Consider the following 23,213-nt stretch of genomic DNA (forward strand, 5'->3'; position numbering starts at 1 on the left):
CCCGATCACGCCCCGAAGAGGCGACGGCGGAGAGCCGCCGCGTTGCCGAAGATCCGGATACCGAGGACCACGACGATCGCGGTCGACAACTGGGTGCCCACTCCCAGTTGATCCCCCAGCCACACGATCAGCGCGGCCACCAGAACGTTGAACACGAACGAGACGACGAACACCTTCGAATCGAAGATCTCGTCCAGGTAGGCACGCAGTCCGCCGAACACGGCGTCCAGCGCCGCCACCACGGCGATCGGCAGGTAGGGCTGCACGGCATCGGGCACCTGAGGGCTGAACACCACTCCGAGCACGATGCCCACCACCAGCGCGAGGACGCCGTACACCGCCGATCCACCCTTGAGCACTGCCTTCATCCGAGCGCCGCCTCCATGTCACTAGCCCTCTCATCGAGTTCCTGGTCACTCCACCGTCTCATCGAGTTCCTGCCACCTGCGCCGAGCGCACCTCGCGGGCCGGGGCCGCAGGAAGGTCGAGCTCGTCTGCTTCGGCCACCGAGAAGCCGATGCCGTACAGCTGAGCGATACTCGACATCCGCAGATACGCATCGCTCACCACGAAACCCGTCTGCATCGGCCTCTGCGGTCCGATCGCAGACACCACGTATGGCGAGAACACGGGCTGATTGTCGACGAGCATCGCGCCGCCCGCCTGCCGGATCGTCACGGTAGGGCCGATCCGTACGTCACCGACCGCCACGGCCTCGGCTCCGCTGGCCCACAACGAGTTGACGACTGATTGGAGGTCGCGGTCGAGCACGACAGCCTTTCCGCCCACCGAGCGCTGCGACGAGTCGGACAGGTTGGGCCGAGCCGCGGGATCGGTCAGTGTCACGGTGAGTCCTGGACCGCGGACGGCCTCGACCGCGGCGTCACCCTCGAGGGCGCGCAACTCCGCGAGGACGGCGGATCCGCGGGCATCACCCGCCAAGGCTGCGGCGCGGGCGTCGTCCGTGCGCACGGACAAGCCGTCGCGGGTGTCCTCGAGACTCCCGACACGGGCTTCGGCGTCGTGTACCTTGCCGAGCAGTTCTGCCCGGACCTGTTCGGTACCCGGCAGGCGTTCGGTGGCCTGGCGGTACGCCACCGCGAGCACCAGGCCGATCAGCAGCGCACCGAGTGAAATCCATACCCGGTTTCCCCACCGGGTCTGCCGCGCATGGCCGTGTTCGCGATCCTCGGCGGCGCCCTCGTAGCCGGGGTCCAGGTGATCGTTCATCAGGGACCGGAGAAGGGACGGCACCGGATTTCGGCGGACGCCTGCGTCGATCCGTTTCATCAGCGGACCTCGCGGTCGTCGCCACCCGGCGCTCGCACGGGAACGGTACGTGCCACGACGAGCGCGTTGGTGATGTACAGCAGACCGGTCCAGAGGTACAACGCTGTGCCCCAGATGAGGAGAGCGGCACCCGCAGGCTGCGCTAGCGGGGCGAGGTCCCAGTCGACCTGCGCGGCGAGGATCATCGGCAGCGCGAACATGAGCAGGAAGGTTGCACCCTTACCCAGATACATCACTTCGGGTGGGGGCAGTCCGCGGCGCCGGTAGATGAGCAGGGTCAGCGCCAGAACGGCGTCACGCCCGATGAGGATGGCGGCCACCCACCAGGGAATGAACCCGCGCACCACGAAAGTCACCAAGGTGGTCACGACGTAGAGGCGGTCGACGAAGGGGTCGAGGAGCGCACCCAGCTTCGAGGACTGGTTCAGTACCCGCGCCAGCTTGCCATCGAGCCAGTCGGTGAATCCACTGATCATGAGGATGGCCAGCGCCCACCCGTCGGCGTGGGTGACGAGCAAGAGATAGACGAACAGCGGCACGCCGATCAAGCGGATGACACTGAGGACGTTGGGCACGGTCACGATGCGGTCCGACCGCACGATGTCCCGGTCCACCGAATCCACCACAGTCTCCCCAGCCCTCGATTGCGCAGTGTCGCGCGCTGCTACTCGCAACGCTCTCGCCACTCTTCCACAACGGGTCCGGGCTTCAGGCGACCGTGGGCCACCTCAGCCACGTGTCACTCGTCGATGTGCGAACCGAGTCCGATCATCGCGGCGCTGGGACGCGGGCAACACAGTCCGCGGTCAGACTTCCCAGATACAGCCACCCCTCATGCTCCCGGACACCGGTGACGTGTGAGTAGCTTCCTTTACCACCGCGCAGACTGTGCACGATCGTGCCGTTCGAGTCGAGGGCGATCACCCAGCCGGCACGCTGCGGCGCGGGCTGCACCGCTTCGGGCAGATTTGCTGCCAGAATCCGTAACGTCGGATACGGCGCGAGCATGTCGAGCACCCTCATGCGCGGACTGTAGAGCGCCACCCAGAACAAACCGGCCGACGTGTGCGACGTCATGTTGTCGGGAATGCCGGGGAGGTTCTCCGCCCATACCGACACGCTCCCCCGAGACGGGCCCGTGAGGTCGACGCGAGAAATTCGATAGGCCCCGGTCTCGGCGACCAGGACGAAGGATTCATCTGCCGCCAATCCGACGCCGTTGGCGAACTGCAACCCCTCTGCGAGGAGATCGGTCTCCCCTGTCTTCGGGTCCAACCGGAGCAGTCGGCCGGTCCCCCGGTGCTCGAGAAGATCGTACCGATGATCATCGATGGTGAAGCGGGCCGACGAGTCGGTGAAATACACGATCCCGTCACGGCCGACGGCAGAGTTGTTGCACGCCAGGATCGGTCGCCCCACAGCGGATTCGGCCAGCACCTCGACGCGCCCCCTGTCATCTACCCGCAGGACCCCCCGCGCGGCATCACACACGAGAAATCGGCCGTCGTCCAGCACCTCGATCCCGAGTGGGCGCCCGCCGGTGTCGGCGATCGGGATAGCCTTCCCGTGGATATCGAACCGCCAGATCCGACCGTCGTTGCCCCCGGTGATCACCCGTCCCTCGGCATCGACGGCAACGTCTTCCGGACCTTCACCGGACGGCAGCTGCCATCGCTCGGCATTCTCGAGCAATCGGTTGGGCGCGAGAAGACCTGTGGGAGTGGGCGGTGCGGGAGCATGCCAGACGACAGGGTCGACGCCTGTGCGGTCGAACTTGCGAGCCACGGACTCGAAGATGGTCACAGGGTGTGACCCTAGTCGCGGCGACCCCGCCGTGATCCGGCTAACGCCAAGCGAAGACCGGTTGGTCGAACCCGTCGATGCGGGTGTGGCGGCCGTGGAGCGCGACTTCCCGAAATTGGTACACCACGGCGCCGGTCGGCGCGTGTACCAGGTGTCGCCGGAACGGCCATTGGATCACCGGCTTCGACGATTCGGGGATGTCGACGAACCGCGGCTCGGTGTCGATTTCGGGAAGTCCCACCGCGAAGACTTCCGCCACCTCCTCGAGATGGGGAACGAGAGTAGTGATCGATCGATCCGACCACACAACGAAGGGGGTGATGACGTAACCTGAGCGGGTGACGTAGTCATCGAGGCGGCCGAGAACCGCGGACGGCTCCACATCGAGACCGAGCTCTTCGTGCAATTCACGGCGCGCCGCGTCCGCCCCGGTCTCCCCTGCATCCACGCCGCCCCCGGGCAACGCGAACTGGCCCGGGTGCGCTCGCATCTTGGTCGGGCGCATGGTGAGTGGAATGGCCTGCCCGCCCGATCCGTCGCTCATCACGGCGATCACGACTGCCGCCGATCGACGATGGGTCGGATCGACTATCCGCGGTTCGAAGTGTGCGAGCGCGTCGGCGAGGTGGTTTCTATCGAGGACGGGCGCATCAACCATCACCCGACACTATCCGCCCCTGCGCGTGATTTCCTGCCGTGTGAATCTCTCGGTACGTCCCGCTGTCGGCCGGCACACAGGAGAATCACTTCTCCGCGGCCGCCTTGATTCGCCGAGCGAAGTTCGGCGCGTCCTTGCGTGCAGCGCGGAGCGCGAGAGGAGCGATCAACTTGCCGATTCCGTGGCCTTCCAGCTCGTTGTAGATGGTGACTCTCGTGCCGGCTCCGGCCGGCTCGAGGTCGTAGCCGCCTTCCTTCGCCGTCACGATGTTCTTGGACCGTTCGGTCCACCGTATCTTTTTCGGTGCCTCGAATTCGGTCAGCTCGAATTCCCGCGTGGTGGTCATTCCGGCATCCTTCACGGTGCTGACGAACACGGTCCCGACTCCGGGCGGTCCGTCGGTGGACTTCGTGATCTTCTGCACACGGGGACTGAAATCCGGGTCGTTGACGCCTGCCGCGAGATAGGCGAACACGTACTCGATGGGGCGGTCGATCACCACGGTGCCTTCGAATCTTCCCGACATGTGCGCCTCCGTTTCGCTGACATCCCGGAACTGACGGTACTCGCGGGACCGTCGAGCAGTCATGAAGTCGTGACATCTCCTCGGTTCCGTTCCCGGACGACGCTGTGTTTGACTGAAATGAGCTCACAGTGATGCGAAGGGCTGACGGCCATGCGGAAAGCGCAGCAGCACGGTGTACGCCTGTTTCTCGTGGCGGTTCTCGCCGTCCTGGCCTTGTGCGGGGTGAGTGCCGCCGGCGCCGCTGTACCGCCGGCCGTCGTTGCAAAAGTCGTCGCTCCGGAGATCGCACCCTCGAGCGGTGCGGTCGTCGGCGTCGCGCAACCGATCATCATCCGGTTCCGATCGCCTGTTGCAGACCGCGCGAGCGCCGAACGCGCCGTCGCGATCTCACCGTCGACGCCTGTGACCGGACAGTATTCGTGGATCGATGACAGCGAACTGCGGTGGAGCCCGGTCGCTTTCTGGCCGGCGCACACCGCGGTCGCCGTCGAATTCGCGGGATCGAAGACCCAGTTCCAGGTCGGCGACGCGCTGGTCGCCGTAGCGAACACTACGACACACCAGTTCACCGTGAGCATCAACGACCGCGTAGTGCACACCATGCCGGCGTCGTTTGGTAAACCCGGCTACGAAACGCCGCTCGGCACGTTCCCCGTCCTCGAGAAGTTCCGCGACATGGTGATGGACTCGTCGACGTACGGCGTCCCGATCGACTCCCCGGAGGGATACCGGCTCTACGTGGAGTACGCCACCCGCATCACCTGGGGCGGGATCTTCATCCACGGCGCGCCGTGGTCGGTCGCCTCGCAGGGGCGCGAGAACGTCAGTCACGGCTGTATCAATCTCAGCATCGAGAATGCGCGATGGTTCTACGACCACGCCAAGATCGGTGACCCCGTCATCGTCACGAACTGACGCCAGAGCGCTTCCTCGGCCATTGCCTTCCCGCCATCGGTGTCCGCGAGTCTCGCGTGAGGGAGCAAGGCCAGAAACGACAATGACCTGGCGGACATGTTCGTCCACCAGGTCATGTGCGGTCGGGCTGACAGGATTTGAACCTGCGACCACTTGACCCCCAGTCAAGTGCGCTACCAAGCTGCGCCACAGCCCGTCCACACCCTCGTTCAGGTGCTCGATGAGATTACATCAGTGGCAGTCCTGAACGCTAATCGCCTGGTCAGGGCAATTCTCTCGAGCTACCGTCCGCGTCGGTCCCGCTTCTCGCGGACACGAACCGAGATCCGGACGGGGCTGCCGTCGAAGTTGAACTCCTCACGCAGGCGCCGCTCGAGGAATCGCCGGTACCCGGCCTCGAGGAAGCCGGTAGTGAACAGTACGAAGGTCGGCGGCCGCGTTCCGGCCTGGGTGGCGAACATCACCCGTGGGAGACGTCCACCACGCATCGGCGGCGGGGTGGCAGCCACGACTTCCTTCAGCCAGTTGTTGAGCCGGCCGGTCGGAATGCGCTTGTCCCAGGACTCGAGCGCCGTGTCCAGCGCGGGTACCAACTTCTGTACCGCCCGACCCGTGTGCGCCGAGATGTTGACCCGCTGGGCCCACGGCACCCGGACCAGGTCCCGGTCGACTTCCCGATCGAGCTGAAGGCGGCGATCCTCGTCGACGAGATCCCACTTGTTGAAGGCGATCACGAGCGCGCGACCCGCATCGGCCACCATGCTGAGCACGCGCAGGTCCTGCTCCGAGATCGGCTCGGACGCATCGATGAGCAGAATCGCCACCTCGGCGGCCTCGATGGCGCTCTTCGTGCGTAGGGACGCGTAGAACTCGGCGCCGCTGGCGTGACTGACGCGCTTGCGCAAGCCTGCCGTGTCGACGAAACGCCACGGCCGGCCACCGAGCTCGACGATCGAGTCGACCGGGTCGACGGTAGTGCCCGCGACGTTGTGGACGACGGAACGCTCGTCACCCGACAGCTTGTTCAGCAGACTCGACTTACCGACGTTCGGTTTCCCGACCAGAGCGACACGCCTCGGACCGCCACCCGGGATGCCTTCGCGAGGGGTTTCGGGCAGCGCGGCGAGAACCTCGTCCAGGAGGTCGCCGGTACCGCGGCCGTGTGTCGCACTCACCGAGTGCGGTTGCCCGAGGCCCAGCGACCACAGGGCCGCAACCTCGGATTCAGTGCGCCCGTCGTCAACCTTGTTCGCTACCAGCAAGACTGGAGTTTTGGAGCGGCGCAGGACCTTGGCGACGGCCTCATCGGTGGCGGTAGCGCCGACAACGGCGTCGACCACGAGGAGAATCGCATCCGCGGTCTGCATCGCCAGTTCCGCCTGCCGCGCCACGGACTGCTGGAGACCCTTCGCGTCGGGCTCCCAACCACCGGTGTCCTGTACCAGGAATCGGCGACCGCTCCAGTTGGCCTCATAGGACACGCGGTCGCGGGTCACACCGGGAATGTCCTCGACGACCGCCTCGCGACGACCGATGATGCGGTTGACCAGCGTGGATTTACCCACGTTCGGACGGCCTACCACCGCAACGGTAGGTACGGGAATATGGGCTTCGCCGTCGGTTCCGTCCTCCAGATCGACGACTTCCCAGTCGGACTCTTCGCTCCACGTTCCGTCGCCCGCGAATTCAGTTGTGAATTGTTCGGTCACTGCACTGCTCCAGTTCTCTCGCTTACCACCAGCAGCAACCTGCCGATCACGTCGTCGATTCCGAGTTCGCTGGTGTCGACCAGCACAGAATCGTCGGCCGGCCGCAGCGGCGACACGGCGCGTGTGGAGTCGAGGTGGTCGCGGCGCTCGACGTCGGCGAGGACCGCGGCGTAATCGTCACCTCGCCCCTCCGCGAGATTCTGCGCGTTCCTGCGCTGAGCGCGGGCGGCCGACGAAGCGGTGAGAAAAATCTTTACGTCGGCGTCAGGCAGGACGACCGTCCCGATGTCCCGCCCTTCCACGACGATCCGGTCCGCCTCCGCTGTCAGACGACGCTGCGCCTCGACGAGGCGAGCGCGAACGGCAGGGACGGCAGAGACCGCAGAGACCGCTTTGGTGACCGCGTCACCTCGAATCTCCTGGGCGACGTCCTCACCGTCGAGCAGAACCTGCTCACGGGTGGGGTCGGTGCCGATCGACCAGGGCAGACCGGCGGTGGCGTCGGCAATCGCGTCGGGATCACCGAGGTCCACTCCCTTGCGAAGTACGTGCAAGGTAGCGATCCGGTACATGGCACCGGTGTCGAGGTAGCGGGCTCCGAGCTCCTGCGCCAGCTGCCGAGACACACTCGACTTGCCGGTTCCGGACGGCCCGTCCATGGCGACGACAAGCGAGGCGGCGCTCACAGACCCACCGCCCCGTACAGGCCGCCGACCTCGCCGCGGCCGAGGACTCGCAGCGTTCCCGGGCGCTGTTCACCCAGGGCCACGGGACCGATGTCCGTCCGAACGAGCCGGATCACCGGATGCCCGACTGCGTCGAACAGTCGGCGCACGATGTGCTTGCGGCCTTCATGGAGCGTGACCCGAACCAGAGACTTGCCCTCATTGATGTCGAGGAGGGTGAAGGTGTCGACTTTCGCCGGCCCGTCATCGAGTTCGACGCCCTCTTTGAGCTTCTTCCCGACACCGCGCTCGAGTGCACCGGACACGGTCGCCAGATACGTCTTCGACACCTCGAACGACGGGTGCATGAGCCGATGGGCCAGATCCCCGTCGTTGGTCAGCAGCAGCAGACCCTCGGTGTCGGCGTCGAGGCGGCCCACGTGGAACAGCCGCTGACCGGCCGCGACCCTTTCGGAGACGATGTCACCCACGCACGGACGACCGAGGTCGTCGGACATGGTCGACTGCCACCCGCGAGGCTTGTTCAGCGCGAGATGGACCAGATCCTTCTGGACGACGACGCGTACACCGTCCACGCGAACGACAGCGTTTTCGGGGTCGATCCGCAATCCCTGCTCGATCACGATGCGACCGTCGACCTCGACCCGGCCCCGGGAGATCAGTTCTTCGGCGGCGCGACGTGACGCGACTCCGGCCTGGGCGAGCACCTTCTGCAACCGCACACCGTCGCCCTGTGGGGGCCCGACGGGCCTTTCGGCGTCTGCATGCTGGTGCCGGGCGGGCTTGGCATTGCTGACCTTGGGCGCCTGAGTTTGTGCGCGCTGGGGTTTGGCCGACTTCGGCTTGCCCCGCTTGTTCGTGGCGACCGGGGCTTCCGGCCTGCCGGTTCGAGTCTTCGCGGCGTCCGGCCTACCTGAGCGGCCCTTCGCGGCCTCCGGCCGACCTGTTCGGGTCTTTGCGGCCTCCGGCCGACCTGTTCGGGTCTTTGCGGCCTCCGGCCGACCTGGACGCTGGCCGGTGTCCGACCGGCCCGACCTGTGGCCGGTCTCCGTCTTGTCGGTGCGATGCTTGTTGTTGTTGCGATCCGGTGTGCCATCTCGGCGAGCGGGTTTCTTCACTTTTTTCTACGATCCCTGTCAGTCTTCGGTGTCGAGCCCGGTGTCCAACTTGTCCGTGGACGCCGTAGCTTTATTCATTCTCGCAAATCGTGGGTCAGATTCCAGACTGTCGCTGATGTCGTCTATCAGGTCCACGTCCGGCAGCAACGGGGCCAGGGCGGGCAGATCGGCCAGAGAGGCCAAGCCGAGCCGTTCCAGGAAGAGCTCCGTCGTCGAGTACTGCGTGGCGTTGGTATCGGGATCGACCCCGGCTTCGGCGATCAATCCACGAGCGAGAAGCGTGCGCACCACACCATCCACGTTGACGCCGCGCACCGCACTGATCCGTGCGCGGGTCAACGGTTGACGGTATGCCACGACAGCAAGAGTCTCCAAAGCAGCCCTCGTCAGCTTGGAGCGTGCCCCGTCCAGCAGCAGGCGCTCCACGTAGGGCGCGTAGACGGTGCGGGTATAGAGACGCCAACCGTCACCGGCATATCGGAGGTCCATGCCACTACTGCGGGCGGTGAGCTCGGCGGACATCCGGTTGAGGGTCTCGGTGATGCGTTTCACAGAAGCCCCGGTCACGGAGGACAGCAGGTCGACCCCGGCAGGCGAATCGACGATCAACAGCAGCGACTCCAGAACGGCCTCGAGCTCGGCGTCCGACAGTTCGTCGTCACCGCCGAGCGAAGCCGGCTCAACGTCACCGCCGAGCGAAGCCGGCTCAACGTCACCGCCGAGCGAAGCCGGCTCGTCGTCACCGCCGGAGGCATGGGGCTCGTGGGGCTCGTCGTGCGGGGCCGAGCTCATCCGTAATCCTCCTCGGTCACCGGGAGACGGATGTCGCCCCCGGTCCAGCTCACCAACAATTCACCGAGAGGCTCGGGTTGCTCGAACAGCACCGATTGCTCGCGGTACAGCTCGAGCAGCGCGAGAAATCGTGCCACGATCTCGACTGCTACCTCGCATTCCGACACCAGTTCACCGAAGCTCGCCCATTGATTCGCGCCACGTCCGCGAAGCAGTTCCAGTATCCGGGCGGCCTGCTCCGGTACCGACACCGCATGCATGTCGTGCAGGTGGTCGAGTCCCACGGTCGGCGTCGGGCGGGGGGTGAACACGGTTGCGGCGATCTCGGCGAACCGCTGCGGGTCGACACCGAGCAACACCTCGGGAAGTAGGCTTGTGAACTGGTCTTCGAGCGCCACCGATCGCGGATATCGCCGAAGGGCCGCGGCTTCGAGTTCGCCGAACAGCTGGGCCGCCTGCTTGTACGCGCGATATTGGAGCAGTCGGGCAAACAGCAGGTCGCGGGCCTCGAGCAGGGCCAGATCCTCGGCGTCCTCCACCTGTCCGGCCGGCAGAAGTCGCGCCGCCTTGAGGTCGAGAAGTGTTGCGGCGACCACCAGGAACTCGGTGGTCTGGTCGAGGCCCATCTCCGCACCGAGTTCGCGGGTGTAAACGATGAAGTCGTCGGTCACCTGATGGAGCGCGACTTCCGTTACGTCGAGCTCACGCTGGTTGATGAGCGTGAGCAGCAGGTCGAACGGTCCCTCGAAGTTCCGCAGCGTCACCCGGAAGCCGGCCTTGACGGCGGAGGCCTGCTGATCGTTCGACTCGGCCGGCACCGATACTGCGCCGGGATTCTCGGTGTGCGATGGAGCCACGACGTCCTGGGTGTTCACCACTTACCGGCCGGAACGGTGGATGACCTCACGGGCCAACGCGCGGTACGCCTCGGCACCGGGCGACTTCGGCGCCCAGGTGGTGATCGGCTCACCGGCCACAGAGGTCTCCGGGAATCGCACAGTCCGGTTGATCACCGTGTCATACACCACCTCGCCGAACACCTCGACCACCCTGGCCATCACCTCGCGGGCGTGGAGCGTGCGGGCGTCGAACATGGTCACCACGATCCCGGCGAGTTCGAGCTTCGGGTTCAGTCGGTCGTGCACCTTTTCGACGGTGTCGTTGAGCAGTGCCAGTCCACGCAGGCTGAAGTATTCGCATTCCATCGGAATGATCACCGAGTCCGCGCAGGCGAGAGCGTTGACGGTGAGCAGCCCGAGTGACGGCTGGCAATCGATCAGGACGTAGTCGTACCGGTCCAGCACGGGATGCAGCACCCGGCCCAGGGTCTGTTCCCGTCCGACCTCGGTGACGAGCTGAATCTCCGCGGCGGAGAGGTCGATGTTGCTCGGCAACAGGTCGAGATTTTCGACGCGTGTCCGCATCAGCACGTCGTCGATCGACACGCGGGGTTCGACGAGCAGGTTGTGCACGGTGAGGTCGAGGTCGTGGTGCGCGACCCCCAGGCCGGCAGACAGCGCGCCCTGCGGGTCGAGATCGACGAGCAGGACCCGACGGCCGTACTCGGCGAGCGAGGCCCCCAGGTTGATCGTGGACGTCGTCTTCCCGACCCCACCTTTCTGGTTGCACATCGCGACGATCCTCGCGGGACCGTGGGATGGCAGCGGCGTGGGTTCCGGCACCGCACGGGTCGGTCTCCCCGTGGGGCCGAGCTCACCCTGATCGACGACAGTGTCGTCGAACAGGGCTGCGGGGTCGGTCTGTCGCATGTCGAACATGTCGCCCTCCGATTGCGAGTGCCCTGACTCCGCTGCTGGCGGCTGCGGTGTCACCACGGTCCGATGATCCCCTGTTCTCTCGATGCTCGCTGTCGATCACACATCGTTATACGAACGCTACCGCTTCGTACCGTGAATATTCCCCTCGACACGCGTTCGCCTACCGCGCCCGAGGGTGCGCGTGGGCCCACACTTCACGCAGCGCACCAACCGTGACCAGGGTATATATCTGCGTGGTCGTGACGGAGGCGTGTCCGAGCAACTCTTGGACGACGCGCACGTCGGCGCCCCCGTCCAACAGGTGAGTGGCGAACGAGTGCCGCAGCGTGTGTGGCGAGACCGCTACCGTGATCCCGGCAGCCTCCGCCGCAGTCTGCAACACCTTCCAAGCGCTCTGCCGTGACAGTCGACCACCGCGGACATTGAGGAAGAGTGCGGGCGTGCCCCGCGACATCAGCGCCGGCCGGCCGCGGACGAGGTAGGCGTCAAGGGCTTCGACCGCGGGCCTGCCCACGGGGACCACCCGATGCTTTCCGCCCTTGCCCCGGAGCAGGACGGAGCGGTTCTCGGTGTCGATGTCGTCTACATCGAGGCCGACCGCTTCGGAGATGCGGGCCCCCGTGGAATACAGCAACTCGAGAAGAGCGCGGTCGCGTACCGGCCGGGGACCGTCAGCGGGCCCTCCGCCGCCGACGGCCTCGAGTAGCGACAGCACCTCGCGGACGGGCAACGATTTGGGAAGCCGGGTGGCCGGCGAGGGTGGTCGGACTACCCGAGCCACGTCCACCGCCGCCATCCCCTCAGCGGTGGCAAAACGGTGAAACCCGCGCACGGCGATCAACGCGCGGGCGGCCGAACTCGCGGCCAGCGCCGGCAGGCCGCGCTCGGGGTCACCGCTGCGCAGCGCGACGACGAATTCACTGACATCCTGCTCGCGGACCCGTCCGATGTCCGTGATCCCTCGATCGGCGAGGAATTGTGTGTACCGCGACAGGTCACGCCGATACGACGAGATGGTGTTGCGGGCAGCACCGCGTTCGACTGCCAGGTGATCGAGGTACGTCTCGACCTGCCGCGCGATCACCGGATCATTCTCCCGCGGCTTCGACCCCGGCACGTGAGCGTTTTCTCTCACTGAAACTCGCCGGACGATCGACCCACGGTGCATCCCGGTCGCGTAGTGGCGTGTCAGGTCGCGACTTGATTGCGGCCAACGACATGATCCCGGAAACCGCGGTGGCGTTGACGATCTCACCGCGCAGGACCATCGCCACCGCCTCGTCGAGCGGGAACCGCTCTATCTCGAGGTCGGCCTCTTCGTGCTCCGGTTCGGGCCGGTGGACGGTGTAGAGGTCCTCCGCGAGAAACACCCGCACCGACTCGTCGGTGAAGCCGGGCGAGACAGCCACATCCACGAGGACCTCCCACTGTTTCGCCGCGAGTCCTGTTTCCTCGGCCAGCTCCCGCTTCGCAGCCTCGAGCGGGTCCTCGTCCGGTTCGTCGAGGAGGCCCGCCGGAATCTCCCACAGCCGGCGGCCCACCGGGTGCCGGTACTGGTGGATGAGGACGAGCCGGTTCTCGTCGTCGAGCACCACGACGGCAACTGCGCCGTGATGCTCGACGACCTCTCGTTCGGCTGTCCGCCCATTCGGCATCGCCACCTCGTCCAGACGCAATGCCAGGATGGCTCCGCTGTAGACGACGCGCGAGTCGAGAATGTCGAATTCGTGCCGATCGGTGTCGGTCATGCGCCGGCTCTACTTATCCGGCACTGTCGATCGACGCCCGGTCGGTGGCGGCAGCCACCTCGTCCGCCACGGCGACCTCGACCGTCCGCTCCTCACCGTGGACGTCGACGGGAAGGCGTTCTTCGAGCTTGTACGTCAACGCCGCTGCGACAAATGCTGCGAACAAGGGATGCGGACGAGTCGGACGGCTCTTGAGCTCCGGGTGGGCCTGCGTGGCGACGAAGAACGGATGCTGCTTCGCCGGGTACTCGACGAACTCGACGAGGTGCCCGTCCGGCGAGGTCCCGCTGAAGAGAAGACCGCTCTTGGCGATCCGGTCGCGGTAGGCATTGTTGACCTCGTAGCGGTGCCGATGACGTTCGGAAACCTGCTCGCTGCCGTACGCGCGCGCAACGACCGAACCCTTGGCCAGCACGGCGGGATAGGCGCCGAGGCGCATCGTCCCACCGAGGTCGGCTTCGCCGGCCACGACGTCTTCCTGATCGGCCATCGTGGAGATGACCGGGTGCGTCGTCTCGGGCTCGAACTCCGCAGAGTTGGCATCCTCGAGCCCCACGCTGCGGGCGGCCTCGATCACGACGCACTGCAAGCCGAGGCACAGGCCGAGCAGTGGGATCTTGCGGTGACGCGCATACCGGATGGCGCCGAGCTTGCCCTCGATGCCGCGGATCCCGAAACCGCCGGGAATCAGCACCCCGTCCACATCCCCCAGCGCTGCCTGCGCTCCGGCTTCGGTCTCACAGGCGTCCGAGGGAACCCAGGAGATCTCCACCTTGGATCGGTGAGCGAAGCCTCCGGCTCGCAGTGCCTCGGTGACCGACAGGTACGCGTCGGGAAGGTCGACATACTTGCCGACGAGCGCGATCCGCACCGTCTCGCGCGGCTGGTGGACGCGCTCGAGAAGATTTCCCCAGACCGTCCAGTCCACGTCCCGGAACGGTAGCCCCAGCTGACGCACGACGTATGCGTCGAGACCCTCGCTGTGAAGAACCTTCGGAATGTCGTAGATCGACGGCGCGTCGGGTGTCGAGATACATCCGTCGACGTCGACGTCGCACATCAGCGCGATCTTGTTCTTCAGCGCCGGCGGGACCTCGCGGTCGCAGCGCAGGATCAGCGCGTCGGGCTGGATACCGATGTTCCGCAGCGCGGCAACCGAGTGCTGGGTGGGCTTCGTCTTCAGCTCACCCGACGGCGCCAGGTACGGAACCAGAGAGACGTGGAGGAAGAAGACATTGTCGCGGCCGACGTCGTGTCGCACCTGACGGGCCGCCTCGAGGAACGGCTGCGACTCGATGTCGCCGACGGTGCCGCCGATCTCGGTGATCACCACATCGGGACGCTGACCCTGCAGGTCCGGCCCACTCATCGCGAGGATGCGGCTCTTGATTTCGTCCGTGATGTGCGGAATGACCTGGACGGTGTCCCCGAGATACTCACCCCGCCGTTCCTTGGCGATGACCGTCGAATACACCTGGCCCGTGGTCACATTCGCCTGACCGGAAAGGTCGCGATCGAGGAAGCGCTCGTAGTGGCCGACATCGAGGTCGGTTTCGGCGCCGTCTTCCGTCACGAAGACTTCACCGTGCTGGAAGGGATTCATCGTTCCTGGATCGACGTTGAGGTACGGATCCAGTTTCTGCATGGTCACGCGCATCCCTCGCGCGGTCAGCAATTGTCCCAGACTCGAGGCTGTGAGGCCCTTGCCGAGCGAGGAGGCGACGCCGCCGCTGACGAAGATGTGCTTGGTGGCGGTACGCGAAGAAGTGCGTGACTGTGGCAAAGGGGCTCCCGTGACGACTGTGCAGGGCTTGGTCTGTTCGAGCAATGCTGGGGCCTGCCGACCCACGGGACTTCACGGTAACACCTCGGCAGACCTGCGGGAAACAACGCGCCGAGATTGCACTCCCCCAGGGTGTGACGTGCACTACGCGGGCGTCACCCCAACCGTGACTCCGGTGGTTCCGGGTCCGGTCCCATACCGGCCGGCGCCGCCGCCGAGCTGTTCCTGCAACGACAGCGGAACGGTAATCTTCCCTGCTTCGCGGTCGATGTTGTCGATCGTCGTGAGCGCCGCCGACAGTGCGGCATCGGCACGGGCAACGGCGACCGCACCGTTTCCCTGCGCCGAAGCCGGACGCCCGGCGAGGACGGTTCCGCCGCCGCGCGAGTCCAACGCTCCCGCGAACCGGGCAACCACCGCGCCCCGGTTACCGCTGGCGCCGTCCTCCACGTCACGGTCCCCCGTGAGCACCACCGCCAGCTGGGCGGGCTCGACCCCGCCGTCGTCATAGGTGATGAAACCCGCCCCCCGCAGCGTTTCCAGAGCGAGCGCCCTCTCCTGCGGTGAACTCTGCGGCTGACCGGTCTCCTTGCCGAGCAGAACCACCGAGCCCAGGAGGTCACCCGCCAGGCTGCCCTGATCCACAGCACCCGTCTTCAAGGTGACACCGGCGGGGATGACATTGTTGACGACCGTGCGCAGCCGGTCACCACCAGTGGCGTCGACGAACGAGTCCGTCAGGGACACCCGTCCCGTGACGCTGCCACCGGCCGCCCCGATCATCCGATTCACCCCGTCGAGGTCGGCAGGGTCGGCGTCGGGCGTGGTCACTACGACGACAGTTCGCCCCGCAAGGGCGTCGGCCACCACCCGGCCGGCCACCGCCGAGTCGAAACCATCGGCCGAATTCAGCTGCTCGGTCAGCTGGTTGTTGCGTTCGTTCGCTTTTTCGATGTCGTTCTGCAAATCGACCTTGTCGTCGCGGAGACCGGACACGAGACCGCTCGACAGCAGGCCGGATCCCAGCACCACCCCGATTGCCAACGCCAGGAAGATCGCTGCGATCGAAATGGCATGTTGACGCAGAGAAATCACTTGAAGAACCCCTGCACCCACAGCGCAAAGCTGTTCCAGGTCGCGATGGCCCAGTCCAGAGCTTCCCCACCGACATTCGACACCACGAGGGCCACGATCACCGCGACCAGAGCGGCCAGTACGAGCAGAGCGATGGCACCTCCCGACACCCTGCTGCGGTAGAGGGTCGCCACGGCCTTGGCGTCCACCAACTTGGGTCCGACTTTCAACCGGGTCATGAACGCCGACGGATTGCTGTCGCGGCGGCCGCGGTCGAAGAACTCGTCGAGAGAGACCGTGTTGCCCACGGTCACGATCAACGAGGCACCGTGGTGATCGGCAAGGAGCAGCGCCAGGTCCGACGGAGACCCGGAAGCCGGGAACGTCATCGCCCCGATGCCCAGGTCCTGAATACGCGACAAGCCCGAGGCATGCCCGTCCTGGTCTGCCGGCAGCACCACCTCGGCGCCCGACTTCAGCGTCGCGCTGGTGATGTCCTCCGGGTCACCGACGATGAGGTCGGGCCGGTAGCCGGCAGATCTGAGAACATCGGCGCCTGCCCCCACCCCGATGAGGATCGGCGAGTATTCCTTGATGAACGGTTTGAGATTTTTCAGATCCGAGGCGTGATCCGGTCCGTCGGACACGATCACCACGTGCCGATCCTTCATGTCGACGTCGACATCCGGCACTCCCACCCCGTCGATGAGAAGCGGACTTTCGGTGCGGATGAACTCGATCGTGTTGCCGGAGAACGCTTCCAGGTGATCGACCAGTCCCGTCTTCGCCTCGATCATCCGATCGGAGATTTCGGCCTCGGTCTGCTCGTCGCCCTTGGCGATGCGCCGCTCCCCCGAATAGACGCAGCCGCCGTCGATCCGGACCTTGCTTCCGTCCTTGATGCTCTTGAAGACCTCGGTTCCCGCGGAATCGATCAGGAGGATCCCGTTGGCGACAATCACCTCCGGTCCCAGATTCGGATAGCGCCCCGAAATCGACGGAGACGCGTTGATCACTGCGAGAACGCCGGCCTTGACCAAGGCGTCCGCGGTACCGCGATCGAGGTCGAGCTCGTCGAGAACGACGACGTCACCTGGCCCGACACGCCTCAGCAGCTTGGCTGTGTTGCGGTCCACCCTGGCGATGCCGCTGACCCCAGGCAAAGTTTCGGTGTTACGTGACAGCAGTGCCGGCATCTTCATGGCTTCGATGATGACGCGGATGCACAGCCCACCTGTGGAGGCGCGCCGAACCAGCTACCACATCGGTCCCACCATCACCAACAGTTTTCGTTCAGACAGCACGTTCGGCTTTTGCCGTGGCCAGCAGTTCCTCAGCGTGCGCACGACCGGTTTCGGTGTCGTCGAGACCGGCGAGCATCCTGGCCAGTTCCACGACCCGCTCGTCATCGGTGAGAGTGCGCACCCCGCTACTGACGACTCCGTCGGCGTCGTCGACCTTGTCGACCACTAGATGGGTATCGGCGAATGCCGCCACCTGCGGCAGGTGAGTCACGACGATCACCTGGTGGGTTCTCGCCAGCCGGGCCAGTCGCTTGCCGATCTCGACTGCAGCGCGGCCGCCAACCCCTGCGTCGACCTCGTCGAACACCATGGTCGCACCCGAATCGGATCCGGCAAGCACCACCTCGAGTGCAAGCATCACCCGGGAAAGTTCACCGCCCGAGGCGCTTTTGCTGATCGGCAGCGACTGTGCGCCACTATGGGCCGACAACCTGAATTCGACTTCGTCGACACCCGACGACCCGGCATGCACCTGCGTGCCCTCGACGGTGAGCGGAGCGGTGTCCTGAGGGCCCGCCGCACGTGCGCGTACCGACACGTCGAGAGCTGCGCGGCCCATCGCGAGACCAGACAGCTCCGAACTCACTGCCTTGGCGAGCTTGGCCGCAGCCTTGATACGGGCGGCGGTGAGTTTCGATGCCGCCTCGGCGGTCGCCGCCGCCGACTCTTCCACCTGCTTCGTCAGCGCGGCCAGCGCATCGGACGACACATCTATCTTCTCGAGCCGCGCCCGCGCATTCTCGGCCCACTCGAGCACGCCGTCGACGTCAGCAGCGTACTTGCGCGTGAGGTTCTTGAGCTCCGCCTGCCTCGACAACAGCGAATCCAGCGCGCCGGGGTCCGCGGGCAGTCCGGCCAGGTAGGTGGTGAGGTCGGCCGACACGTCCGTGACCACGGCGATGGCATCCGCAAGACGCGAACCCAGACCGTCGAGCTCCGGATCGGTGGCGGACTCGATACGGGCGCGGGCTTCGGACAACAAGTCGAGGGCGGGCGGCGACACGCCGTCACCGTCCATCTCGTCACCGCCGGCAAGCGCGGTCTGCGCCTCCTGCGCTGCCGACCGCAAAGAGTCGAGTTCGCTGAGCCTGCGCACTTCGGCGACGATCGACTCATCCTCCCCTGGGGTGGGTGCGATGCCGTCGATTTCGTTGAGAGCAAACGTCAGCTGATCGGCCTCCTGCGCGAGTTCGCGCGTGCGGCCGGTTCGCTCGATCAACTCCGATCGCGCGGTCAGCCACTCGTCGCGGTGCTTGCGGTACCGCGCCAGGAGAGGGCCGACGGTCTTCTCCGCGAATCGGTCGAGCGCAGCACGCTGCTGGTCAGGTCGTAACAGCCGCAGTTGGTCGTTCTGCCCGTGCACGGTGAGTAGCGGGTCGGTGAACTCGGACAGCACTCCTGCCGGGACACTGCGGCCGCCGAGGTGCGCGCGCGAGCGGCCGTCGCTGCTGACAGTCCGCACGGCGATAATGGTGCCGTCTTCGTCCCGCTCGGCGCCGGTCGACTCGAGCAACTCGGCAACGGCCCGCTCGACGCGTTCTGAATTCTCGTCCGTCACGAAACGACCTTCGACGACGGCTCGCGGCGCCCCGAGACGCACCCGGCCCGCGTCTGCCCGGGCACCGCTGAGGAGATGGAGGCTGGTCACCACCATCGTCTTTCCGGCGCCTGTCTCACCGGTGAGCACTGTCAAGCCTTCGTGGAACTGCGCGGACGCCTCGGAGATCACACCGAGGTTGTCGATCCTGATCTCTGCCAGCACGTCTAGGGTTTCCTTCCTCGCCACCCGGTGACGGGCAGCTCGAACTTTCGCACCATGCGATCGGCGAAGGGAGCCGAATCGAGTCGCACCCAGCGAACGGGTTCCTTACCGCGCACCACCTCCACCCGCGCACCCGCAGGAAGTTCGAGAGTTCTCCTGCCGTCACAGAAAACCAGTCCATCATGACTACCGGCCACCGTCTCGACAGCGATGATCGACTCCGGGCTGGTGACGAGCGGCCGCGCGAAGAGTGCGTGGGCATTGCTCGGAACAACCAGCAAGGCTTCGAGTTCGGGCCACACGACGGGACCGCCGGCGGAGAAGGCGTAGGCCGTCGACCCGGTCGGTGTCGAGATGAGCACTCCGTCGCATCCGAAGGCCGACACGGGGCGGCCGTCGACTTCGAGCACTACTTCGAGAACACCGAGCCGGGACCGGTTCTCGATGCTCGCTTCGTTGAGCGCCCAGCCCCGCTCGATGATCTCGTCGTCCACCCGGACGACGACGTCCAGCGTCATTCGCTGTTCCACCCGGTATTCGCGGCGCACCACCTGACCGAGTGCCTCGTCCAGATGTTCGGCCTCCGTTTCGGCGAGGAAGCCGATGCGCCCGAGGTTGATGCCCAGCACCGGAATGGACGCGGCCTGAGCAAGTTCCGCGGCGCGAAGGAAAGTCCCATCTCCTCCGAGGACCAGCACCATTTCGCAGCCGAGGGCCGCGTGCGGACCGGCCTGGACGATCGTCACCTCGAATCCCGGCACGAGGAACTCGTCGGGCGCCATGCCATCCATTGGTTCGATGCGTGTGTTGTCGACCTCGTCGACGAGGACGCGCAGTCCGATTCCAGCGCTCTTGAAGATCTCACCGACGCGCCGTGCCGTCTCAGTGATTTCGGCCCGGCCCGGGTGCGCCACCAGCAGAATCTCGCGTGCCGTGCCGCTGCTCCCCGCGCTCACTGTGGTCCTTCCTGCACCGCGGTGCGGATCAACTCTTCGATCGAGTCGACCGGTTCATCATCAACTCCGGATACGACACCCGGTTCCGGCACCGCAGTGGCACCCGAGCGGAGCCACAGGAAATACTCGACATTTCCGGAGGGACCTGGCAACGGGCTCGCGACGGCTCCCAGCGTACGCAGCCCCAGGGACTCCGCGGCCCTTGCGACCCTGAGGACGGCAGCCACCCGCAGTTCCGGGTCACGGACCACCCCGCCCGACCCGACATGATCCTTACCGACTTCGAACTGCGGCTTCACCATCGGAACGAGATCTGCGCCGGCAGTCACACACGCGACGAAGGCCGGCAGCACGAGTTCGAGGGAAATGAACGACAGGTCGGCGACCACCAGATCGACAGGTCCGCCGATGCGCTCGGCGTCGATAGCACGCACGTTGGTGCGGTCGACCACACGAACCCGATCGTCCGACTGCAACCGCCACACCAACTGGCCGTATCCAACATCCACCGCCACCACCTCCCGGGCGCCGTGGTGGAGAAGTACATCCGTGAAGCCTCCCGTCGAGGCGCCGGCGTCGAGACACCGCTTCCCGTCGACCGAGAGCCCGCCAGGTCCGAACGCTTCGAGAGCTCCGAGCAACTTGTGAGCGCCACGCGAAGCCCAGGACACCTCGTTGTCCACCTCGACCACCCGTAGCGGTGTTCCCGCTTCGACGGCGGTAGCGGGTTTGGTCGCAGCTACTCCGGAGATCAGTACTCTGCCGGAAGTTATGAGTTCCTGGGCGTGTTCACGGGACCGGGCCAGTCCACGCCGAACGAGTTCGGCATCCACCCGCGCGCGTCGGGCCACCTCAGATCTTGTCCACGGCGGCCAGCGCTTCCACCAGAACGTCGTGGGCCTTCTCGAGCAGATGCGCTTTCTTCGGAATGACACCGACTCCGTGTCGGTCCTCGGGATCTGGTTCGACGGCGTGCAGCCGCGTCAGCAATCCGTCCACCTCCGCGGAAATCTTCTCGGGGTCGACACTCGGCGTTGGCCCAGGTAGATGGGCTCCCGGGCGCGGTATTGGCGTGCTCATCGGGCACAACGCTAGTCGATCCCCTTCGGATACGCATACAGCGAACCGCGCCGCGGACACAAAGGCTCTACGGGCACTCGAGATGCGCGGTCAAGCAATCCAATCGGACACGAGCGCGCTGACTGCCGGGTGAGTGGAGGTGACGCGGCCGAACTCGGGGTACTTCCATGCTGACACGGCCACGTGCCGGAGCAGCGTCACCGAATCGGCAGTGCCGATCGATCCACCTTTCGGTTCGATCACCAGATCAGTGCCATCAAACTCGACGGAGAAGCGACCGTCCTCGCCGACCCTCGATTCGTCAGCAGGCCGGTTGAGGGCATCCAGTTCGGAAGCGATAAAGGTCGGGCGTTGTTCCTCGGTGGCCCGTAGGACGTCGATGGCAGTGCTGACCCCGGTGAGCACCAACAGGGATTCGAGACCCACGGCGTTGGCGCCCTCGATGTCGGTATCGAGTCTGTCGCCCACAACCAGAGGGCGCGAACTCCCACTACGGCGTATCGCGTCTTCCATCAAAGGCGCTGCCGGTTTACCGGCGACCAGAGGTTCGGAGGACGTTGCGGTGCGCAGAGCGGCCACCATGGATCCGTTGCCCAGCACCAGCCCACGCTCGGTAGGGAGCGTGGAATCGACATTGGCCGCTACCCAGACAGCTCCCGACCGGATGGCGAGAGTCGCCTCCGCAAGAATCGCCCAGTCGGTTGTCGGAGAATGGCCCTGCACCACCGCGACGGGCGAATCCGCGAACAACCGCACCGGGCGCAAGCGGACCCGCGCCACTTCATCCGCCAAGGCATCCGTCCCGACCACCAGCACTGCAGCACCGGGTTCGATCTTCTCAGCGAGGAGTCGAGCTGCGGATTGCGAACTCGTGACCACCCTCGACTCCGAGGCGTCGAAACCGAGCTCGGTCAAGTGTGCGGCGACCTCACTTGGGCTACGGCTCGCATTGTTGGTCACGTAATAGAGGGCTTGCGTTCCCGACGCCAGCGCGGCCCGGGCACCGGGAATTGCCAGCGGCCCCCGGTACAGGGTGCCGTCCAGGTCGAGTAGCAGAGCGTCGTATCCCTCACGCAGCGACGACGCCACACCGTGCTCCACCGTCACTGATCGTCTCCGGTCAGCTCGGCCACACGCTCCTCTGCGTCGGTATCACCTTCGAGGTCCGCCGCAGCCGAATTGAGGAACCACTTCAGTCCGTCCTCGATACGGCCGGCGGCCACCAGGGCGTCGGCGTACGCATAGAAGAGACGCGCAGCTCCCGGACCGGTACGGGAAGCGTCGAGGTCCGGCGTCTGCAACGTGACCACGGCCTGATCGAACTGCCCGAGGTCCATGCGCGCACCTGCAACTACGATGCGCAGCTCGGCGGCATCGTCACCAGAGAGAGCCGCTGCTTCCTCGCTCCGACCCAGTTCGATCGCCCGTTCGGGTCGGCCCAATCCACGTTCGCAGTCCGCCATCACGGCGAGGAGTCCGGGACCGCCAGCCATCCGGCGTGCGGCCCGCAGCTCGGACAGCGCTTCTGCCCATTCACCAGCGTGGTACGCGGTGATGCCCGCGGCCTCACGAACGACGGCGATACGTCCGGCCCGCTGCCGCGCCGCACGCGCATGCGCCAGGGCCAGTCGGGGATCGTCGTCAACCAACTTGCCCGCCATCACCAGATGCCGCGCAACGGTATTCGCGTTCGTCTTGTCCAAGCTCAGCAGGTCACGCCGGACAGTCGGATCAAGTTCACCGGCCTCGACATTTTCGGGCAGGTCGGGTTCGTCAGGACGGGCATCCTGCCGTTGCGGCCGGTCACCATCACGCCCCCGCGGAGTAAATCCGCCCTCGCCCCCACGGCGCTGCCCACCCCGCCGGTCATTGCCGGCACCGCCACGAGAATCACCTCGCGGTCCGCCGAACGATCCACCACGACCACCCGACGGGCCACCTCTGCTCGACCCCGAGGCACCGCCTCGGTCCGAACCGGAAGCACCGCCTCGTCCAGAATTAGAGGCACCGCCTCGTCCAGAATTAGAGGCACCGCCTCGTCCAGAATTAGAGGCACCGCCTCCGCGGAAGGATCGACGTCCGTCGTCGCTCTCCGACACAGTCATTCCTTTCACACAAACCACGAAAGGGGACCCAGTATATTGGGTCCCCTTTCGGTAACGGATGTTCGGCGGTGTCCTACTCTCCCACACCCTGTCGAGTGCAGTACCATCGGCGCTGGAGGGCTTAGC

Annotated in this window: 24 protein-coding genes and 1 tRNA gene; 1 reads left to right on the forward strand and 24 read right to left on the reverse strand. The window is 65.8% G+C overall.

The window, feature by feature from the left end:
- Positions 1-5: 5 nt before the first annotated feature.
- The 6 genes from R4P95_RS24485 to R4P95_RS24510 form a co-directional block, all read right to left on the reverse strand.
- Positions 6-368 carry a small basic family protein gene (locus R4P95_RS24485; protein WP_159921945.1) on the reverse strand — a complete coding sequence of 121 codons (363 nt, stop codon included), beginning with the start codon at positions 366-368 and terminating at the stop codon, positions 6-8.
- 58 nt (positions 369-426) lie between these two features.
- The gene (locus R4P95_RS24490; protein WP_213572309.1) at positions 427-1,290 is read right to left on the reverse strand and encodes a DUF881 domain-containing protein; all 864 of its coding nucleotides are present in this window, start codon (positions 1,288-1,290) and stop codon (positions 427-429) included.
- Positions 1,290-1,913, reverse strand: coding sequence for a CDP-alcohol phosphatidyltransferase family protein (locus R4P95_RS24495; protein ID WP_213572310.1), 624 nt, complete (start codon positions 1,911-1,913; stop codon positions 1,290-1,292). Before R4P95_RS24495 ends, R4P95_RS24490 begins: the two co-directional genes overlap by 1 nt.
- 145 nt (positions 1,914-2,058) lie before the next feature.
- Positions 2,059-3,093 carry an SMP-30/gluconolactonase/LRE family protein gene (locus R4P95_RS24500; protein ID WP_317744654.1) on the reverse strand — a complete coding sequence of 345 codons (1,035 nt, stop codon included), beginning with the start codon at positions 3,091-3,093 and terminating at the stop codon, positions 2,059-2,061.
- A gap of 40 nt (positions 3,094-3,133) precedes the next feature.
- The gene (locus tag R4P95_RS24505; protein ID WP_213572312.1) at positions 3,134-3,751 is read right to left on the reverse strand and encodes an NUDIX hydrolase; all 618 of its coding nucleotides are present in this window, start codon (positions 3,749-3,751) and stop codon (positions 3,134-3,136) included.
- Positions 3,752-3,836: 85 nt separating this feature from the next.
- Positions 3,837-4,277 carry an SRPBCC family protein gene (locus R4P95_RS24510; protein WP_213578045.1) on the reverse strand — a complete coding sequence of 147 codons (441 nt, stop codon included), beginning with the start codon at positions 4,275-4,277 and terminating at the stop codon, positions 3,837-3,839.
- Positions 4,278-4,427: 150 nt separating this feature from the next.
- Between R4P95_RS24510 and R4P95_RS24515 the strand changes: the two genes are divergently transcribed.
- Positions 4,428-5,192, forward strand: a complete 765-nt coding sequence (locus R4P95_RS24515) for a L,D-transpeptidase family protein (RefSeq protein ID WP_213572313.1) — start codon at positions 4,428-4,430, stop codon at positions 5,190-5,192.
- Between the two features lie 122 nt (positions 5,193-5,314).
- Here R4P95_RS24515 and R4P95_RS24520 read toward each other — a convergent pair.
- The 18 genes from R4P95_RS24520 to R4P95_RS24605 form a co-directional block, all read right to left on the reverse strand.
- Positions 5,315-5,388, reverse strand: a tRNA-Pro gene (locus R4P95_RS24520).
- 85 nt (positions 5,389-5,473) lie between these two features.
- Positions 5,474-6,901, reverse strand: a complete 1,428-nt coding sequence (gene der, locus R4P95_RS24525; RefSeq protein WP_109329462.1) for a ribosome biogenesis GTPase Der — start codon at positions 6,899-6,901, stop codon at positions 5,474-5,476.
- Entirely contained in the window at positions 6,898-7,587 is a 690-nt protein-coding gene (gene cmk, locus R4P95_RS24530; RefSeq protein WP_213572314.1) for a (d)CMP kinase, read from the reverse strand. The genes der and cmk overlap by 4 nt, the downstream gene beginning before the upstream one ends.
- On the reverse strand, positions 7,584-8,705 hold the full coding sequence (locus R4P95_RS24535; RefSeq protein ID WP_317744652.1) for a pseudouridine synthase: 1,122 nt from the start codon (positions 8,703-8,705) through the stop codon (positions 7,584-7,586). Before R4P95_RS24535 ends, cmk begins: the two co-directional genes overlap by 4 nt.
- Positions 8,706-8,723: 18 nt before the next feature.
- Positions 8,724-9,497 carry an SMC-Scp complex subunit ScpB gene (gene scpB / locus R4P95_RS24540; protein WP_317744651.1) on the reverse strand — a complete coding sequence of 258 codons (774 nt, stop codon included), beginning with the start codon at positions 9,495-9,497 and terminating at the stop codon, positions 8,724-8,726.
- Positions 9,494-10,375, reverse strand: coding sequence for a segregation and condensation protein A (locus R4P95_RS24545; RefSeq protein WP_397517630.1), 882 nt, complete (start codon positions 10,373-10,375; stop codon positions 9,494-9,496). Before R4P95_RS24545 ends, scpB begins: the two co-directional genes overlap by 4 nt.
- Positions 10,376-11,275 (reverse strand): ParA family protein, encoded by a 900-nt coding sequence (locus R4P95_RS24550; RefSeq protein WP_397517629.1) that lies wholly within the window; start codon positions 11,273-11,275, stop codon positions 10,376-10,378.
- A gap of 160 nt (positions 11,276-11,435) precedes the next feature.
- A complete protein-coding gene (xerD, locus tag R4P95_RS24555) occupies positions 11,436-12,359 on the reverse strand; it encodes a site-specific tyrosine recombinase XerD (protein ID WP_317744649.1) in 924 nt (307 codons plus the stop codon).
- A 4-nt stretch (positions 12,360-12,363) separates the two neighbouring features.
- Entirely contained in the window at positions 12,364-13,023 is a 660-nt protein-coding gene (locus tag R4P95_RS24560) for an NUDIX hydrolase (protein ID WP_317744647.1), read from the reverse strand.
- Between the two features lie 13 nt (positions 13,024-13,036).
- Positions 13,037-14,806: a CTP synthase gene (locus R4P95_RS24565; RefSeq protein WP_208961752.1), complete on the reverse strand. Its 1,770-nt coding sequence runs from the start codon at positions 14,804-14,806 to the stop codon at positions 13,037-13,039.
- A gap of 144 nt (positions 14,807-14,950) precedes the next feature.
- The gene (locus R4P95_RS24570; protein ID WP_317744646.1) at positions 14,951-15,901 is read right to left on the reverse strand and encodes a copper transporter; all 951 of its coding nucleotides are present in this window, start codon (positions 15,899-15,901) and stop codon (positions 14,951-14,953) included.
- Entirely contained in the window at positions 15,898-17,082 is a 1,185-nt protein-coding gene (steA, locus tag R4P95_RS24575) for a putative cytokinetic ring protein SteA (RefSeq protein ID WP_213572321.1), read from the reverse strand. Before steA ends, R4P95_RS24570 begins: the two co-directional genes overlap by 4 nt.
- Positions 17,083-17,173: 91 nt before the next feature.
- The gene (gene recN, locus R4P95_RS24580; protein ID WP_213572322.1) at positions 17,174-18,946 is read right to left on the reverse strand and encodes a DNA repair protein RecN; all 1,773 of its coding nucleotides are present in this window, start codon (positions 18,944-18,946) and stop codon (positions 17,174-17,176) included.
- Positions 18,947-18,948: 2 nt separating this feature from the next.
- Positions 18,949-19,902, reverse strand: a complete 954-nt coding sequence (locus tag R4P95_RS24585; RefSeq protein WP_213572323.1) for an NAD kinase — start codon at positions 19,900-19,902, stop codon at positions 18,949-18,951.
- Positions 19,899-20,753 (reverse strand): TlyA family RNA methyltransferase, encoded by an 855-nt coding sequence (locus tag R4P95_RS24590; protein WP_317744645.1) that lies wholly within the window; start codon positions 20,751-20,753, stop codon positions 19,899-19,901. Before R4P95_RS24590 ends, R4P95_RS24585 begins: the two co-directional genes overlap by 4 nt.
- A gap of 1 nt (position 20,754) precedes the next feature.
- Positions 20,755-20,982 carry a hypothetical protein gene (locus R4P95_RS24595; protein ID WP_317744644.1) on the reverse strand — a complete coding sequence of 76 codons (228 nt, stop codon included), beginning with the start codon at positions 20,980-20,982 and terminating at the stop codon, positions 20,755-20,757.
- A 90-nt stretch (positions 20,983-21,072) separates the two neighbouring features.
- On the reverse strand, positions 21,073-22,089 hold the full coding sequence (locus R4P95_RS24600) for an HAD-IIA family hydrolase (protein ID WP_317744642.1): 1,017 nt from the start codon (positions 22,087-22,089) through the stop codon (positions 21,073-21,075).
- Positions 22,086-23,087, reverse strand: a complete 1,002-nt coding sequence (locus tag R4P95_RS24605; RefSeq protein ID WP_317744640.1) for a hypothetical protein — start codon at positions 23,085-23,087, stop codon at positions 22,086-22,088. The genes R4P95_RS24600 and R4P95_RS24605 overlap by 4 nt, the downstream gene beginning before the upstream one ends.
- Positions 23,088-23,213: the final 126 nt, after the last annotated feature.

This window comes from Rhodococcus sp. IEGM 27, assembly GCF_033142305.1.
GTDB lineage: Bacteria > Actinomycetota > Actinomycetes > Mycobacteriales > Mycobacteriaceae > Rhodococcus_F > Rhodococcus_F oxybenzonivorans.